This is a genomic window from Streptomyces sp. NBC_01166 (assembly GCF_045039765.1).
Classification (GTDB): domain Bacteria; phylum Actinomycetota; class Actinomycetes; order Streptomycetales; family Streptomycetaceae; genus Streptomyces.
The window spans coordinates 1,984,750-2,000,360 of record NZ_CP108613.1 but is presented as its reverse complement, the minus strand read 5'-3'; the positions used below and the strand labels follow the sequence as shown (position 1 = coordinate 2,000,360).

At 71.1% G+C, this 15,611-nt stretch carries 15 protein-coding genes; 8 read left to right on the top strand and 7 right to left on the bottom strand.

Going from position 1 to position 15,611, the window contains the following annotated elements; all coding sequences use genetic code 11:
• Nucleotide 1: 1 nt before the first annotated feature.
• Together OG379_RS09235 and OG379_RS09230 are read right to left on the bottom strand one after the other, a co-directional pair.
• Nucleotides 2-1,396: a metallopeptidase TldD-related protein gene (locus tag OG379_RS09235; RefSeq protein ID WP_405661076.1), complete on the bottom strand. Its 1,395-nt coding sequence runs from the start codon at nucleotides 1,394-1,396 to the stop codon at nucleotides 2-4.
• Entirely contained in the window at nucleotides 1,393-2,916 is a 1,524-nt protein-coding gene (locus OG379_RS09230; RefSeq protein WP_399228155.1) for a TldD/PmbA family protein, read from the bottom strand. Before OG379_RS09230 ends, OG379_RS09235 begins: the two co-directional genes overlap by 4 nt.
• 221 nt (nucleotides 2,917-3,137) lie before the next feature.
• Here OG379_RS09230 and fabG point away from each other — a divergent pair, with 221 nt between their 5' ends.
• The 3 genes from fabG (at nucleotide 3,138) to OG379_RS09215 (ending at nucleotide 5,160) form a co-directional block, all read left to right on the top strand.
• Nucleotides 3,138-3,857 (top strand): 3-oxoacyl-[acyl-carrier-protein] reductase, encoded by a 720-nt coding sequence (fabG, locus tag OG379_RS09225; RefSeq protein ID WP_099175996.1) that lies wholly within the window; start codon nucleotides 3,138-3,140, stop codon nucleotides 3,855-3,857.
• Nucleotides 3,858-3,862: 5 nt separating this feature from the next.
• A complete protein-coding gene (fabI, locus tag OG379_RS09220) occupies nucleotides 3,863-4,630 on the top strand; it encodes an enoyl-ACP reductase FabI (RefSeq protein ID WP_393755061.1) in 768 nt (255 codons plus the stop codon).
• A gap of 161 nt (nucleotides 4,631-4,791) precedes the next feature.
• The gene (locus OG379_RS09215; RefSeq protein ID WP_405661072.1) at nucleotides 4,792-5,160 is read left to right on the top strand and encodes a hypothetical protein; all 369 of its coding nucleotides are present in this window, start codon (nucleotides 4,792-4,794) and stop codon (nucleotides 5,158-5,160) included.
• A 9-nt stretch (nucleotides 5,161-5,169) separates the two neighbouring features.
• Here OG379_RS09215 and OG379_RS09210 read toward each other — a convergent pair whose 3' ends face one another.
• Nucleotides 5,170-5,844: a FadR/GntR family transcriptional regulator gene (locus tag OG379_RS09210; RefSeq protein WP_399228150.1), complete on the bottom strand. Its 675-nt coding sequence runs from the start codon at nucleotides 5,842-5,844 to the stop codon at nucleotides 5,170-5,172.
• A gap of 133 nt (nucleotides 5,845-5,977) precedes the next feature.
• On the opposite strand from OG379_RS09210, the gene OG379_RS09205 reads away from it, so the two are divergent.
• The 4 genes from OG379_RS09205 to OG379_RS09190 all read left to right on the top strand — a co-directional run bounded on the left by OG379_RS09205 (nucleotide 5,978) and on the right by OG379_RS09190 (nucleotide 8,355).
• A complete protein-coding gene (locus tag OG379_RS09205; protein WP_405661067.1) occupies nucleotides 5,978-7,255 on the top strand; it encodes a CynX/NimT family MFS transporter in 1,278 nt (425 codons plus the stop codon).
• A gap of 17 nt (nucleotides 7,256-7,272) precedes the next feature.
• A complete protein-coding gene (locus tag OG379_RS09200) occupies nucleotides 7,273-7,389 on the top strand; it encodes an SGM_5486 family transporter-associated protein (RefSeq protein ID WP_086010434.1) in 117 nt (38 codons plus the stop codon).
• A gap of 138 nt (nucleotides 7,390-7,527) precedes the next feature.
• Nucleotides 7,528-7,737: a hypothetical protein gene (locus OG379_RS09195; protein ID WP_393755052.1), complete on the top strand. Its 210-nt coding sequence runs from the start codon at nucleotides 7,528-7,530 to the stop codon at nucleotides 7,735-7,737.
• Between the two features lie 99 nt (nucleotides 7,738-7,836).
• The gene (locus OG379_RS09190) at nucleotides 7,837-8,355 is read left to right on the top strand and encodes a SixA phosphatase family protein (RefSeq protein ID WP_405661065.1); all 519 of its coding nucleotides are present in this window, start codon (nucleotides 7,837-7,839) and stop codon (nucleotides 8,353-8,355) included.
• A gap of 58 nt (nucleotides 8,356-8,413) precedes the next feature.
• Here the strand turns inward: OG379_RS09190 and serB are convergent, their stop codons facing one another.
• Nucleotides 8,414-9,670 carry a phosphoserine phosphatase SerB gene (serB, locus tag OG379_RS09185; RefSeq protein ID WP_393767319.1) on the bottom strand — a complete coding sequence of 419 codons (1,257 nt, stop codon included), beginning with the start codon at nucleotides 9,668-9,670 and terminating at the stop codon, nucleotides 8,414-8,416.
• Nucleotides 9,671-9,949: 279 nt separating this feature from the next.
• Between serB and OG379_RS09180 the strand changes: the two genes are divergently transcribed.
• Nucleotides 9,950-12,529 carry an FHA domain-containing protein gene (locus OG379_RS09180; RefSeq protein ID WP_405661063.1) on the top strand — a complete coding sequence of 860 codons (2,580 nt, stop codon included), beginning with the start codon at nucleotides 9,950-9,952 and terminating at the stop codon, nucleotides 12,527-12,529.
• Between the two features lie 138 nt (nucleotides 12,530-12,667).
• Here the strand turns inward: OG379_RS09180 and OG379_RS09175 are convergent, their stop codons facing one another.
• The 3 genes from OG379_RS09175 to OG379_RS09165 all read right to left on the bottom strand — a co-directional run bounded on the left by OG379_RS09175 (nucleotide 12,668) and on the right by OG379_RS09165 (nucleotide 15,485).
• Nucleotides 12,668-13,414, bottom strand: a complete 747-nt coding sequence (locus tag OG379_RS09175; RefSeq protein WP_393767323.1) for a transglycosylase SLT domain-containing protein — start codon at nucleotides 13,412-13,414, stop codon at nucleotides 12,668-12,670.
• 308 nt (nucleotides 13,415-13,722) lie between these two features.
• Nucleotides 13,723-14,775 carry an S-adenosylmethionine:tRNA ribosyltransferase-isomerase gene (locus tag OG379_RS09170; RefSeq protein WP_393767325.1) on the bottom strand — a complete coding sequence of 351 codons (1,053 nt, stop codon included), beginning with the start codon at nucleotides 14,773-14,775 and terminating at the stop codon, nucleotides 13,723-13,725.
• Nucleotides 14,772-15,485 (bottom strand): SDR family NAD(P)-dependent oxidoreductase, encoded by a 714-nt coding sequence (locus OG379_RS09165; protein WP_405668457.1) that lies wholly within the window; start codon nucleotides 15,483-15,485, stop codon nucleotides 14,772-14,774. Before OG379_RS09165 ends, OG379_RS09170 begins: the two co-directional genes overlap by 4 nt.
• Nucleotides 15,486-15,611: the final 126 nt, after the last annotated feature.

Sequence of the window (15,611 nt, the reverse complement as noted above, 5' to 3'; positions counted from 1 at the left end):
GTCATACGCCCCGGCTGACCGAGCTCATGTGGAAGTCGGGGATGCGCAGCGCGGGCATCGCGGCCCGGGTGAAGTAGTCGCCCCACTCGCGCGGCAGCGTCTTCTCCGTACGGCCCGCCTCCGACGCCCGGGACAGCAGCCCGACCGGCGACTCGTTGAACCGGAAGTTGTTGACCTCGCCGAGGACCTCGCCGTCCTCCACCAGATAGACCCCGTCCCTGGTCAGGCCGGTCAGCAGCAGGGTGGCCGGGTCCACCTCCCGGATGTACCAGAGGCAGGTCAGCAGCAGCGCACGGCCGGTCGTCGCGGCCACCATCTCCTCCAGGGACCGCTCACCGCCCCCGTCCAGGACGAGGTTGTCCATCGCGGGGGCCACCGGCAGACCCGTCAGCCCCGCGGAGTGACGGGTCGTGGTCAGCCGCTCCAGCCTGCCGTCCTTGATCCAGTCGGTCGGGGCCAGCGGCAGCCCGTTGTCGAAGACCGAGGAACCGTCCCCCGACGCGTGCGCGATCACGAAGGGGGCCGACTCCAGCCCCGGGGCGTGCGGATCGCTGCGCAGGGTCAGCGGCAGCTCGGAGAGCGTCTCGCCGATCCTCGTACCGCCGCCCGGCCGGGAGAAGACCGTCCGGCCCTCCGCGGCGTCCCGCGCGCCCGCCGACCAGTACTGGTAGATCAGCAGGTCGGCCACCGCGGTCGGCGGCAGCAGCGTCTCGTAGCGCCCGGCCGGCAGCTCGATCCTGCGCTCCGCCCAGCCGAGGCGCTGCGCCAGCTCCGCGTCAAGGGCCGCCGGGTCGACGTCCTTGAAGTCCCGGGTGGACCTGCCCGCCCAGGCGGAACGGGTCCGGTCCGGGGACTTGGCGTTCAGCTCCAGCGTTCCGTTCGGCTGGTCGTGGCGCAGCCGCAGCCCCGTCGACGTACCCAGATACGTCGAGCTCAGCTGGTGGTGGGCGAAGCCGTACAGCTCACGGCCGCCCGAGCGGGCCCGCGCGAAGGCGTCGCCGAGCGCCGGGGCGAAGTCGGCGAAGACGTCGGAGCCCGTCTCGGCCGGCGGCTCCGTGAAGTCGGCGGACACCGGCACCCCGGACACCAGCGGCTGCGCGTCCTCGGCGGGACCGGCACCACGCGCGGCGGCCTCGGCGGCCCGCACCAGCGGTTCCAGGTCGTCGGCCGTGACGGCCGAGCGGGACACCACACCCGATGCCGTCCCCTCCGCGCCGTCCACGGTCGCGATCACGGTGAGGGTCCGCCCCCGCGTCACCCCGTTCGTGGTGAGCGCGTTCCCGGCCCAGCGCAGATTGGCGGAGGAGTTCTCGTCCGCGACGACCACGCAGCCGTCGGCGGTGGACAGTTCCAGTGCGCGCTCGACGATCTCGTACGGCTTGCTGACGCGGCTCATCGCCCGGCCTCCTGCGTCGTGTTGAGGATGTTCACGCCTCGGAAGAGGGCGGAGGGGCAGCCGTGCGAGACGGCCGCGACCTGACCCGGCTGGGCCTTGCCGCAGTTGAAGGCGCCACCCAGGACGTAGGTCTGCGGGCCGCCGACCTTCTCCATCGAGCCCCAGAAGTCCGTCGTCGTGGCCTGGTAGGCCACGTCCCGCAGCTGGCCCGCCAGCCTGCCGTTCTCGATCCTGAAAAACCGCTGCCCGGTGAACTGGAAGTTGTACCTCTGCATGTCGATCGACCAGGACCGGTCGCCGACCACATAGATCCCGCGCTCCACCCCGCCGATCAGGTCCTCCGTGGAGAGCCCGCCCGGATCCGGCTGCAACGAGACGTTCGCCATGCGCTGCACGGGGACGTGCTCGGGGGAGTCGGCGTACGCGCACCCGTTGGACCGGCCCAGGCCCGTCAGCTTCGCGATCCGCCGGTCCGTCTGGTAGCCGACCAGCGTCCCGTCCTTGACCAGGTCCCAGGACTGGGCCTCGACGCCCTCGTCGTCGTAGCCGACCGTCGCGAGCCCGTGCTCGGCGGTGCGGTCACCGGTCACGTTCATCACGGGGGAGCCGTACGTCAGCTTCCCCAGCTGGTCGAAGGTCGCGAACGAGGTCCCCGCGTACGCCGCCTCGTAGCCCAGCGCCCGGTCCAGCTCGGTCGCGTGGCCGATCGACTCGTGGATGGTCAGCCAGAGATTGGACGGGTCGACCACCAGGTCGTACGTCCCCGCCTCGACGCTCGGCGCCCGCATCTTCTCGGCCAGCAGCCCCGGGATGCGCTCCAGTTCCGCGTCCCAGTCCCAGCCGGTGCCCGTGAGGTACTCCCAGCCCCGGCCCACCGGCGGAGCGATCGTCCGCATCGAGTCGAACTCGCCGGTCGTACCGTCCACGGCCACCGCGGTCAGCTGCGGATGCACCCGCACCCGCTGCTGGGTGGTGACGGTGCCGGCGGTGTCCGCGTAGAACTTGTTCTCGTGGACCGTCATCAGCGAGGCGTCCACGTGTGCGACCCCGTCGGCCCGCAGCAGGCGCGCGCTCCACTCGGCGAGCAGCCCCGCCTTCTCCGCGTCCGGCACGTCGAAGGGGTCACGCTCGTACGCCGACACCCAGGTCCGCTCGCCGTGCACCGGCTCGTCCGCCAGCTCCACACGCTCGTCGGAGCCGGCAGCCGCGATCACCTTCGCGGACAGCTTGGCCATGGCGACGGCCTGCGAGGCCACCTTCGCCGCCGCGTCCATCGTCAGGTCCACCCCGGACGCGAACCCCCAGGCCCCGCCGTGCACCACCCGGACCGCGTACCCGGTGTCGGTGGTGTCCGACGTCCCGGACGGCCGGGCGTCCCGCAGGCGCCAGGAGGCGCCGCGCACCCGTTCGAACCGGAAGTCCGCGTGTACGGCGCCGAGCGCGCGGGCGCGGGCGAGAGCCGCGTCGGCGAGGGCACGCAGCGGCAGGGCCAGGAACGACTGATCTACCTCGTGGGCCACGCGGGCCTCCCCTTCTCCACCTCTGAAAATGTCTCCGCAGTGAATCATGGGGGGTCGCGGCGTCCCCGTGCTCCGGTTTTACGTTGCCGTGTCCCGGCCGGACCGTTCTGTAGGGATCCAACAGTCGGCGCCCGGCGGCGCTGTCAGAGGCCGATTCCTTGGATGAGGGGTGGTACCGATAGGTTTTCGATGTACCAGACCGCCAAGGAAAGGGTGATCCGTTGAGCCGCTCGGTTCTCGTCACCGGAGGAAACCGGGGCATCGGCCTCGCCATCGCCCGCGCCTTCGCCGACAACGGCGACAAGGTGGCCGTCACCTACCGCTCCGGAGAGCCGCCGCAGGCGCTCACCGAGGCGGGCGTCCTCGCGGTCCGGTGCGACATCACCGACACCGAGCAGGTGGAGCAGGCCTACAAGGAGATCGAGGAGAAGCACGGTCCCGTGGAGGTGCTGGTCGCCAACGCCGGTATCACCAAGGACCAGTTGCTGATGCGGATGACCGAGGACGACTTCACGTCCGTGGTCGACACCAACCTCACCGGCACCTTCCGCGTCGTCAAGCGGGCCAACCGTGCGATGCTGCGCGCCAAGAAGGGCCGTGTCGTCCTCATCTCCTCCGTCGTCGGCCTCCTCGGCTCGGCCGGACAGGCCAACTACGCGGCGTCCAAGGCGGGCCTGGTCGGCTTCGCCCGGTCGCTGGCCCGTGAGCTCGGCTCGCGGAACATCACGTTCAACGTCGTCGCACCCGGGTTCGTCGACACCGACATGACCCAGGTGCTCACGGACGAGCAGCGCAAGGGCATCGTGTCGCAGGTGCCGCTCGGGCGCTACGCGCAGCCCGCCGAGATCGCCGCCGCGGTGCGCTTCCTCGCGTCCGACGACGCCTCGTACATCACTGGAGCCGTCATTCCCGTTGACGGCGGATTGGGCATGGGTCACTGATCACCATGAGCGGAATTCTCGACGGCAAGCGCATCCTCATCACGGGTGTGCTGATGGAGTCGTCCATCGCTTTCCACGCCGCGAAGGTGGCCCAGGAGCAGGGCGCCGAGGTCATCCTGACGGCCTTTCCCCGGCCGACGCTGACCGAGCGGATCGCCAAGAAGCTCCCCAAGCCCGTCAAGGTCCTCGAGCTGGACGTCACCAACGACGAGCACCTGGAGCGCCTCGCCGGCCTGGTCAAGGAGGAGCTCGGCTCGCTGGACGGCGTCGTGCACTCCATCGGCTTCGCGCCGCAGGACGCGCTCGGCGGCAACTTCCTGAACACCCCGTTCGAGTCGGTCGCCACCGCGATGCACGTCTCGGCGTTCTCGCTGAAGTCGCTCGCCATGGCCTGCAAGCCCCTGATGAACGACGGCGGCTCGATCGTCGGCCTCACCTTCGACGCGCAGTTCGCCTGGCCGCAGTACGACTGGATGGGCCCGGCCAAGGCCGCGCTGGAGGCCACCTCCCGCTACCTCGCCCGTGACCTGGGCAAGGACAGCATCCGCTGCAACCTGGTCTCGGCCGGACCGCTCGGCTCCATGGCCGCCAAGTCCATCCCGGGCTTCGGTGAGCTCGCGGACGTCTGGAACCACCGCTCCCCGCTGGAGTGGGACATGACCGACCCCGAGCCGGCCGGCCGCGGCATCGTGGCGCTGCTCTCGGACTTCTTCCCGAAGACGACGGGCGAGATCATCCACGTCGACGGCGGCGTGCACATGATGGGCGCCTGACCCGCCCACGCCTCACCGACGGCCGCGTCCCCCTCGCCGGGGGTACGCGGCCGTCGCGCGTGGCCTGAGGCCCTTTCCGCGCTCAAGTCGAAAAGATGGCCGTTCCACCGCAGAATGTGGTGGAACCGGACTTTTGGTCAGGCTGTGGGGAGGAGATCGCCGTGCGCTCCACACGTCGCCGAACCTTGGCCCTGCTCGCAGCGGCGGCCGTGGTCGCGGGGCTCCTGGCCCCGGTGGCCGTCAGTGCGGCCAACCGGGCGCGGAGCGGTGCAGTCGCACCCCTCGCACCGGAACCGGAGCCCTCGGGCGCCGAATGCCGTACGACGGTCGAGGGGTCCCGGGTGGTCGCCTACTGCCACAACCCGTACCCCACGACCGATGTCGTCCGCCTCCACACCGAGTGCGCGCGCTGGTGGGACGTCGACGCCGACGGCGGGGCGGTCGCGGTGCAGCCGGGCCGGACGGTCAAACTCGAGGACCGCTGCTGGAAAGAGGTCGGCTCGGCCTGGGTCAGCCACTCGGTGTCCTAGGGGGGAGCCTCAGACGCGCTCCCGCAGGCAGTCCAGCGCGTGGGCCGCCGCCTCGGCGGCGGCCGTCTCCGCGTCCCCCGCCCGGATCGCCTCGACGAGCCGCGCGTGGTCCATGAGCTCCTGCGGCCCGAGCTTCGAGCCCACGTCGTCGCGCAGGTAGTCACGGAGCAGGTCGTTCAGGTCGGCGTAGAGCTCCGTCAGCACGTCGTTGTGCGAGGCCGCGACCACGGCGAGGTGCAGTGTCGCGTCGGCGGCCACGAAGGCCTCCGTGTCCCCGGACGCCCAGGTCTCCTCGCGCCGGACCATCAGCGCGTCCAGCTGCCGCAGATCCCGGTCCGTGCGGCGCAGGGCGGCGAGCCGGGCCGCCGAGGACTCCAGCGTGGAGCGCAGCTCCGCGACGTGCCGGGGGTCGGCGTCCGCGAACCGGCGGTGCATCACCCCGGCCAGCTCACTGGTCGCCACCACGTACGTGCCGGAGCCCTGGCGGATGTCCAGCAGCCCGTTGTGCGCCAGGGCGCGCACCGCCTCGCGCACCGTGTTGCGGGCGACCCCGAGCTGCTCGACCAGCTCGGGCTCGGTGGGGATCCGTGAGCCCACGGGCCACTCGCCCGTGGTGATCTGATTCCTCAGCTGGGCAATCACCTGGTCGGCGAGAGCCGAACGCCGCGTGGACGTCAGCGCCATGGTGCTCCTTGCTCGTGGTCCGGAAGAGGTGGTCCGGAAAGGTGGTCCGGGGGGTGCGGGCCCGTCGGATCGTCGTTCCGATTGTCCCAGGGAGAGAATCGGAGTGGACAGTCAATCATCCCATGATTCTATGATGGGTCTCATGCGTCACGACGAGACCCCGACCCTGAGCCCTCCCGCCCACCCCCCTGCACCCGTGCCGGGGAGCGCCTCGCCCGGGCCTTCCCCCTGGGTGCTGCGGATCGTCACCGTCGGTCTGGTCCTCGCCGCGCTCAACCTCCGGCCCGCCATCACCAGCCTCGGCCCCCTCCTCGAAGAGGTCCGGGACACCCTGCACATGAGCGGCAGCGTCGCCGGCGTCCTCACCTCCGTGCCGCCGCTCTGTTTCGCGCTGTTCGGCTTCATGGCGCCCCGGCTGGCCCGCCGGTTCGGCGCCGGCGCCGTCGTCTGCGCGGGCATGGTGGCCATCACCGCCGGCCTGCTGATCCGCCCGTTCGCCGGCGGTACGGCCGGGTTCCTCGCCGCCAGCGCCCTCGCCCTGATGGGCATCGCCGTCAGCAACGTCCTGATGCCCGTCATCGTCAAGCGCTGGTTCCCCGACCGGGTCGGCACCGTCACAGGCCTCTACTCGATGGCCCTGGCCCTCGGCACCGCCCTCGCGGCCGCCCTCACCGTGCCCCTCACGGACGCGCTGGGCGGCAGCTGGAAGACGGGACTGGCCGTCTGGGCGGGACTGTCGGCCGTCGCGATCCTGCCCTGGATCCCGCTCGTACGGGACCGCGGTACGGGCGCCGGGCAGTCCGCGGGGCGTGCCGGGGAGCGGGCCCCCGCCCTCCGGATCACCCGCAGCCGTACCTCCTGGGCACTCGCCTGCTTCTTCGGGCTCCAGGCCACGGCCGCGTACATCACGATGGGCTGGATTCCGCAGATCTTCCGTGACGCGGGGATCTCGGCGGGCACCGCGGGCGTCCTGCTCGCCGTGGTCATGGCCATGGGCGTACCCCTCGCCTTCGTCATCCCCCGGGTCGCCACCCGGCTGCGCACCCAGGGCCCGATCGTCCTCGTCCTCAGCGGGTGCGGCCTTCTCGGCTACGCGGGCCTCTATCTGGCCCCGGCCGGCGGCGCCTGGCTCTGGGCGCTGCTGCTGGGCATCGCCAACTGCGCCTTCCCGCTCGCCCTCACCATGATCGGGATGCGTTCGCGGACCGGCGCGGGTGTGGTCAGGCTCTCCGCCTTCGCGCAGTCCACCGGCTACCTCCTCTCGATCCCCGGCCCCCTGCTGGTCGGCGTGCTCTACCAGCACAGTGGCGGCTGGGGCCTGCCGCTGGCCCTCATGGCGGCCCTCCTCGTGCCCCAGACGATCGCGGGCATCCTCGCGGGGCGGGACCGGGCGATCGAGGACGAATGCTGAGATGCGAGACTGTGCCCATGCCAGTGCTCGATCCGAATCCCCAGAACGGTCAGAAGAAGCTGCTCCTCGTCTTCGGGACGATGCTTCTCATCTCCGTAGTCATCGGCGTGATCGCCACGATCGCCTCCCCCTGAGCCTGCGGGGGTGGGGCCAGCCCCCCTGTCCCCTAGGGGGCCAGGTTCAGGGTCCAGTGGGTGGGTCACCGGATGGGACGGCCGCCGGCCGGCCCGTAGGTTCTGGGTAACACAGCCGAGGACCCAACGGAGGCGGACATGTCGGCCCGTACGCACACCCGGACCCACCGCCCGGCCGCCACGGACTCCGTCGAGGTCAGGCTGCCGTGGTGGGCCGTCGCGCTGCCCGCACTCGCCTTCGCGGCGCTCCTCCTGCTGATCGTGGAGCCCGGCCAGGCTCACGCCTCGGCCGGCGACCCCGCCCTCGGGCGGCTGCTCGGGCACATCGCGGGGCTGCTGCCCGCCTGACCGGCTCCGTACGCAGCCCGTCGCCCTTCCTTCACCCCCTGCGGGCGAGCACGTCAACACCCTGCGCCCGGAGGCACAATTCGTGCGAAGCTGAGGTGTATGAGCGCCGATACACCTCGCAGGATCGTCCTTCTCAGGCATGCAAAGGCGGAATGGTCGCAGGAGTCCGACCATGAGCGGCCACTGGCGGAACGGGGCAGGAAGGACGCCCCCGTCGCCGGCCGCCGGCTGGCCCATTCAGGGACCGCTTTCGATCTGGCTCTGTGCTCGACCGCCACCAGGACCCGCGAGACCTGGAAGCTCGCGGTCCACGAATTCGCGCAGCGCCCCAGGACCGTGTACGAGGAGAGGCTGTACGAGGCATCCCTCGGCGAACTGATCGCCTTGTTCAACGAGACGCCCGACGACGTGCGGAATCTGCTGGTCATCGGCCACAACCCCGGTATGCACGGTGCCGCGGACGCGCTCAGCGGGTCGGCCGAGAGCGATGCTCTCGCCCGGCTGACCAAGGACGGCTTCCCGACGGCCGCCTATGCCGTCGTCGAGTTCCCGGGCTCGTGGAAGAGCCTGGAACACGGCGCGGGCAAGCTCGTCGAGTACTGGACGCCGAACGACTGAGTACGACGCGCGAAGGGGCCCCGGCACAGCAGCTGTGCCGGGGCCCCTTCGCGCGCGGTCAGTCCACCAGGCCGTCGGCCGTCTCGACCTCTTCGCGGGTGATCCCGAGCAGATACAGCACGGTGTCCAGGAAGGGGACGTTCACCGCCGTGTGGGCGGCTCGGCGGACGACCGGCTTGGCGTTGAAGGCGACACCCAGGCCCGCGGTGTTCAGCATGTCCAGATCGTTGGCACCGTCACCGATCGCCACCGTCTGCGCCAGCGGCACCCCCGCCTGCTCCGCGAAGCTGCGCAGCAGCCGGGCCTTGCCCGCCCGGTCCACGATGTCGCCCACGACCCGGCCGGTGAGCCTGCCGTCGACGACCTCCAGCGTGTTGGCGGAGGCGAAGTCGAGTCCGAGGCGCTCCTTGAGGTCGTCCGTGACCTGGGTGAACCCTCCCGAGACCACGCCCACTTGGTAGCCGAGCCGCTTCAGCGTCCGGATCAGGGTGCGGGCACCGGGGGTCAGCCGGACCTCCGCCCGCACCTTCTCCACCACCGACACGTCGAGCCCCGCCAGCAGCGCCACGCGCGCGTGCAGCGACTGCTCGAAGTCGAGCTCGCCGCGCATCGCCTGCTCGGTCACCGCGGCGACCTCGGCCTCGCAGCCAGCGTGGGCCGCGAACAGCTCGATGACCTCGTCCTGGATGAGCGTCGAGTCCACGTCCATGACGACCAGCCGCTGCGCCCGGCGGCTCAGCCCGGCCGACATGACGGCGATGTCGACACCGATGTCGGCGGCCTCCGTCGCCAGCGCGGTCCGCAGCGCCTCGGTCCCGGTGCCGGACACCGCGAACTCGACGGCGGTGACGGGGTACTTCGCCAGGCGGAAGATCCGGTCGATGTTGCCGCCGGTGGAGGTGATCCTGGCCGCTATCGACGCGGTGGACTCCGCGGTCAGCGGGTGCCCCAGCACGGTCACATGGGAACGGCCGGAGCCGCGGGGACGGTTGTCGCCCGTGCCCGAGATGATCTCGGCCTGCAGCTTCAGCGACTCCGCCCAGCTGTGCACGGTCGCCCGGAGGTCGCCCTCCGTCGTGCCGTCGGGCGTCGGCGAGGTCACCAGGGCGCACAGGACGATGCGGCCACGGGTGACGACCTGCTCGATGTCCACGACGTCGACGGCATAGGCGGCGAGAGTGTCGAAAAGTCCGGCGGTGATGCCCGGCCGGTCCTTCCCGAAGATCTTGACGAGAAGAGTGGGGGCGTCCGTGTCCCGAGGGGACTCGGGGGGCTCAGGAGACCGGGGTGACCGAGGTGGCTGAGATGCGCTCATGGTGGTCCCACCGTATAGGTCGGCGGGTCGGGCCCCGAAGCCGTCCCGAGTGGCGGACAGCCGCAGGCCGTCCCCCGGCGTGGACGCCGGGCCGGGAGACGGGCGCCGCGGATGGGATGCTCCGGACCCTTTTCTCCCGAGTCGCCGAAGGGGACGGAGAGCCTCCGCGCGCTCTTCACGCCGCCCGGCTTTCCGTTACGGGACCGCTCCTGGAATAGTTCCCCACGATGTTCAGCATCCCTAGGCTCCCTGCGACGGGGGCGACACGGGGGACAACTAGTGGGGCGCGGAGTGCCGGAACTCGTACTGGAATTGAATGGAAGGACCTGGGCGCTCGATCCGTCCAGGTCGTACACCCTCGGACGTGATCCGCAGGGCGACCTGATGATCGACGACGCCAGAGTGTCGTGGCGGCATGCCACGATCAGCTGGAACGGTCGCGGCTGGTCCATCGAGGACCACGGCAGCACGAACGGCACCTACGTGCAGGGCCGGCGCATCCAGCAGATGGAGATCGCCCCGGGGACGTCGGTCCACCTGGGCAACGCCACCGACGGCCCGCGCGTGAGCCTCATCGCCCCGGCGGGTGCCGGGGTCCACGGCGGGCAGGCGGCGGGAGCGCAGCAGCAGGCCCCCGTACCTCCCGTGCAGGCACAGCAGGCCCCGGTGCAGCAGCCGCAGCAGCAGGGCGCCGCCGGCTGGCCCGGCGGACCGGCGCAGCAGCAGGCGGGATGGCAGCAGGCACCGCAGATGCAGCAGCCCCCGGTCCCGCACCAGCAGGGCCACGCCAACCCGCCCGGAGCGGGCGGGCCCGGCGCCGTCGCCGGGGGGCCGCCGGTCTACGGCGACCGCAGCCCCACCACGTTCCACCAGCTGGACCTCGGCCGGGTCATGCGCATCGGCCGTGCGCTGGAGAACGAGCTGGTCGTCTCCGACCTGCAGGTCTCGCGCCTGCACGCCGAATTCCGGGCGACGCCCGACGGCCGCTTCGAGATCCGGGACCTCGGGTCCCACAACGGCACGTACGTCAACGGCCAGCCACTCAGCAAGTCCGGCTCCGCCCTCATCGGCCCGAACGACATCGTCGGTGTCGGTCACTCGACCTTCCGGCTGGTCGGGGACCGGCTGGAAGAGTTCGTCGACACCGGTGAGGTCTCCTTCTCGGCCCGCCACCTCACGGTCACGGTGGACGGCGGCAAGGACATCCTCAAGGACGTGTCGTTCGGCGTCCCGGAGAAGTCGTTGATCGCCGTCATCGGCCCCTCGGGCTCCGGCAAGTCCACCCTGCTGAAGGCGCTCACCGGCTACCGGCCCGCCAACCAGGGCGACGTCCTCTACGACAACCGGAACCTGTACAAGCAGTTCGCCGAGCTCAGGCAGCGCATCGGCCTGGTCCCGCAGGACGACATCCTGCACAAGGAACTCACGGTCACCAGGGCTCTGCGGTACGCGGCCAAGCTCCGCTTCCCCGCGGACACCACCGAGGCCGAGCGCACCGCCCGGATCCACGAGGTCCTCGCCGAGCTCAAGCTCGACATCCACAAGGACAAGAAGATCACCTCGCTCTCCGGCGGCCAGCGCAAGCGTGTGTCGGTCGCCCTGGAGCTGCTGACCAAGCCGTCGCTGATCTTCCTGGACGAGCCCACCTCCGGCCTCGACCCGGGCATGGACCGCGATGTCATGCAGCTGCTGCGCGGTCTCGCCGACGACGGCCGTACGGTCCTCGTGGTCACGCACTCCGTGGCCGAGCTGGCCATCTGCGACAAGCTCCTCGTGATGGCGCCCGGCGGGTCCGTCGCCTACTTCGGTCCTCCCGAGGAGGCGCTGAACTTCTTCGGCTACACCAGCTGGGCCGACGTCTTCTCCGCGTTCGAGAACTACCGCGACTACGACTGGGCGGGACGCTGGCGCGGCTCGCAGCACTACCAGATGTACGCCGCGGACATCGACGCCGTCGCCGCGCAGCCGGTGCACATGCCTCCGCCGCAGCAGATCCGCCCCCCGAAGCCGTCGGGCTGGGCGGCCCAGCTGTGGACGCTGATGCGCCGCTACATCTCGGTGATCGCGTCCGACAGGGGCTTCCTCGCTCTGATGGTGATCCTTCCGGCGGTGCTCGGCATCGTCAGCGTGGTCATTCCCGCGGAGTTCGGCCTGGTGGAGCCGGACGTGCCCAACAAGCAGTTCAACGCCAAGGCCGGGACCATCATGCTGATCCTCGCGGTCGGCATGTGCTTCGCCGCCGCGGCCAACTCCGTACGAGAGCTGATCAAGGAGCGGGTGATCTACGAGCGGGAACGGGCCACCGGTCTCTCCCGTTCCGCCTACCTGCTGTCCAAGGTGATCGTCCTCGGTGTGATCACGGCCTTCCAGGGCGTGATCCTCTGCGGGATCGGCTTCTCCACCCGCCAGCTGCCGGAGGAGGGCCTGTTGATGCCCCCCGCCGTGGAGATGTGCCTGTCGATCACCGTGCTCGGCTTCACCTCGATGATGGTCGGCCTGCTGATCTCCGCGCTGGTGAAGACCGCCGAGAAGACCATGCCGCTGCTCGTCATGTTCGCCATCGTCCAGGTCGTCTTCACCGGCGTGCTCTTCCAGGTCTACGGATCCCCGGGCGTGGAGCAGTTCGCCTGGCTGATGCCGTCGCGCTGGGCGGTGGCCGCCGCGGGCACCACGCTGGACCTCGCCCACCTCATGCCGCCGTGGGATCCGGAGCACCCCACCGACCTGGATCCGCTCTGGGAGCACTCGGCCGGGCAGTGGGGGACCAACATCACGGTGATGCTCGTGATGAGCGCCGTCCTCTTCTTCGCGGTCTCGCGGATGCTGCGCCGCCATGAGCCCGAGGTGATGCGCAAGTAACGCCGCCGGGCCCGCACCGGACCCGGAGACGCCCGAGGGCGGCACCCCGCGGGGTGCCGCCCTTCGGCATGTGCCGGCCGGTCACGCGACGCTGCGGACCGGCAGGTCAGCTCTGCCAGGTCATGCTCGGTGCGTGACTCAGTACGCGCTGTCGACGTTGTCGATCGAGCCGTACTTGTCCGCGGCGTAGTTGGCGGCCGCGGTGATGTTGGCGACCGGGTCGTACTGGTCGTGCTTGGTGCCCTTGACGTGGTAGAAGTCGAAGGTCGGCTTGATGACCTGCAGCAGACCCTTCGAGGGGATGCCGTTGATCGCGTTGATGTCCCAGTTGTTGATGGCGCGCGGGTTACCGCTGGACTCGCGGATGATGTTGCGGTGCAGGCCCTCGTACGTACCGGGGATGTTCTTCTTGTCCATGATGGCGAGAGCCTCACGGATCCAGCCGTCAAGGTTGTTGGCGTAGACCGGCTTGCGGTCGGCCGCGCGGCTGGCCTTCTTGGCGGAACGCTTCTTCGCGTCGGCCTTGGCCTTCGCGGCGGCCTTGCTCTTGGCCTCGGCGACGGCCTTGGCCTTCGCCTCCGCCTTGGCGGCGGCCTTCTTCTTCTCGGCGGCGTCCTTGGCCTTGGCCGCGTCGGCGGCCTTCACCAGCTGCTCGGCCGTCGAGTTCTTCTCGATCGAGCCGGCCTGGATGTTCTTGGCCTGCGAGCCGGTGTAGGCGACCGGCGCGGCGGCCGCGGCGGCCTGCGGCTCGGTCGTGGCCGAAGCGTCGTCGGGGACGAGCGAGAAGGCGAGAGCGGCGGCGGCCAGGGTCGAGACCCCCGCGACGGAGAGCTTCTGCGCCTTGTTCAGGCGACGGCTACGGCTGGAGATGCGGGACACGGACATACAGTCGTACCTCTTCGAATTGCAGGGGGTCCTCGGCGAGGACGAGACGGAAGAGCCGAAGCATCTCCGTCGGGGACAGATGCAATTCTTAGCGCCAGCAAAATGGCGTGGCAAAGGTGTGACGTACGAAGCCGGGTAGTGGAACGGGGTCTTGTTCATACCTCCTTGTCCGGTTTGAACCCTGGCAAGTTGCCCGTTTTACGCCAACTATCCGACTTCGTAAGTGACGTGGGTCCTATGCCTGGGCTCACATGGCGACCCCTTCGCGCTCACGAAAAGTTGCTCCAGTAATGCGGAGCGTAAGCGACTTATCGGGCAGGGGGCAGCAGGAGGTGGGCGTCCCCGAACTCGTGCCAGAGATACCGGTGGTCCAGGGCCTGGGCGTACCCCCGCCGCAGCGTCTCCCGCCCCGCGACCGCCTCCAGCATCAGCAGGTGGGACGCCTCCGGCTCGTGCAGCCCGGTCAGCAGCCCGTCCACCACCCGCACCCCCCGCTGCGGCGTCACCACCAGATCCGTCCACCCCGCCGAGGCCCGCACCACCGCGTCCTCGCCCGCCGCGGACTCCAGGGCCCGCACCGCCGTCGTCCCCACGGCGATCACCCTGCCCCCGCCCGCCCGAGCCGCGTTCACCAGCCAGGCCGTGGTGCGCGGCACCTCGAAACGCTCCGGGTAGGGCGGTTCGTGCACCTCGGCCGAGGCCACCCCCGTATGCAGGGTCAGCGGCGCGAACTGCACCCCGCGGCTCACCAGCGCCGCCACCAGACCCGCGGTGAAGGGCCGCGCCGCACTCGGCATCTCCGCCGAACCGCTCCCGTCGGGCGACGGCACGGCGAACACCGTCCGGTACGCCGACAGCGGCTGGTCCCGCTCCGTGTACGCGTACCGGATCGGACGCCCGTACCGGCTCAGCAGACCGGGCACGTCCCGCGGCACCCGCGCCCACCAGAGCCTGGCCCCCTCGCGCGGCCCCAGGGGCTCGTCCAGGACCAGCGCCTCCCCGCCCGGGAGCCGTACCGCCGCTCCCGCCGGCCCGCCGGGGCGCGGCCGGGTCGTCCCGTCACCGTCCGGCCGGCGCAGCTCCACCGCCCACCTGCCGTCCTCACCCCGGGTCGAGAAGTGCACGACGACCCGTTCACCGCCCAGACGCCCGTTGACCGCGGCCGCCAGCGTCATCGAAGTGTTGACCACCAGGACGTCCCCGGCCCGCAGCTCCCCGGGCAGCTCCCTGAACCTCCGGTGCGTGACCGCACCGCCCCGCGAGACCAGCAGCCGCACGTCGTCACGTCCCGCGCCCCGCTGCTCGGCGGGCACCCGCGCCGAAAGCTCCGGAGGCACCCGCAGGGAGTCCAGGGCGGTCACCGCTCCGCCCGCCGGTCCGAGTCCAGCAGCGCGGAGGCCGTGTACCTGCCGCTGGCGGGGCGCAGCTCCAGCAGCCGCACGAAGGCGGGTGCCACGCTCTCCGGACGCGGCCGGGGCCCGGTGTCGTCCGGCACCGCCGCCGTATAGAGGTCCGTCCCCATGTCACCGGGATCCACCGCCCACACCCGCAGGCCCGGCTCCTCCTCGCCGAGCACCGCGGCCAGCTGGTCGAGCGCCGCCTTCGACGCCCCGTAACCGCCCCACGTCCCGTACGGCTCGGTGGCCGCGTCCGAGCTCACCGTGACCACCGCCCCGGCCGCCGAGGCCCGCAGCAGCGGCAGAGCCTCCTGCACGAGCCCGAGTGCCGCGACCACGTTCGTCTCCAGCGCCTGCCGCAGTCCCGCCGGCGGCAGCGCCTCCAGCCGCACGAGCGGCTCGGCGCCCAGCGCGCTCGCGTTGCTCACCAGTACGTCGAGACCGCCCAGCTCCCCGGCGGCGGCCGCCAGAGCCGCACGGTGCGCCGGATCCGTGACGTCCCCGGCCACCGGCACCACGCGTGTCCCGTACCGGCCGCCCAGCTCCGCGGCCGTCGCCCGGAGCACCTCCTCCGACCTGGCGCCCAGCACCAGATCCCAGCCCCTCCCCGCCAGAGCCGCGCCGAGCGCGCGCCCCAGCCCCTTCGAACCGCCCGTGATCATCGCGATCGGCATGACAGCCATCCCCTCGACCCTCGTGGAGTTCCGACGGCACCAACGTAGGAACGGGGCGCGGCCCGCCGCCTCGTCCATCGGCCGCAGCCGCGTACGGCACTTGGGACTAGGTCCGGAGCCCCGTAC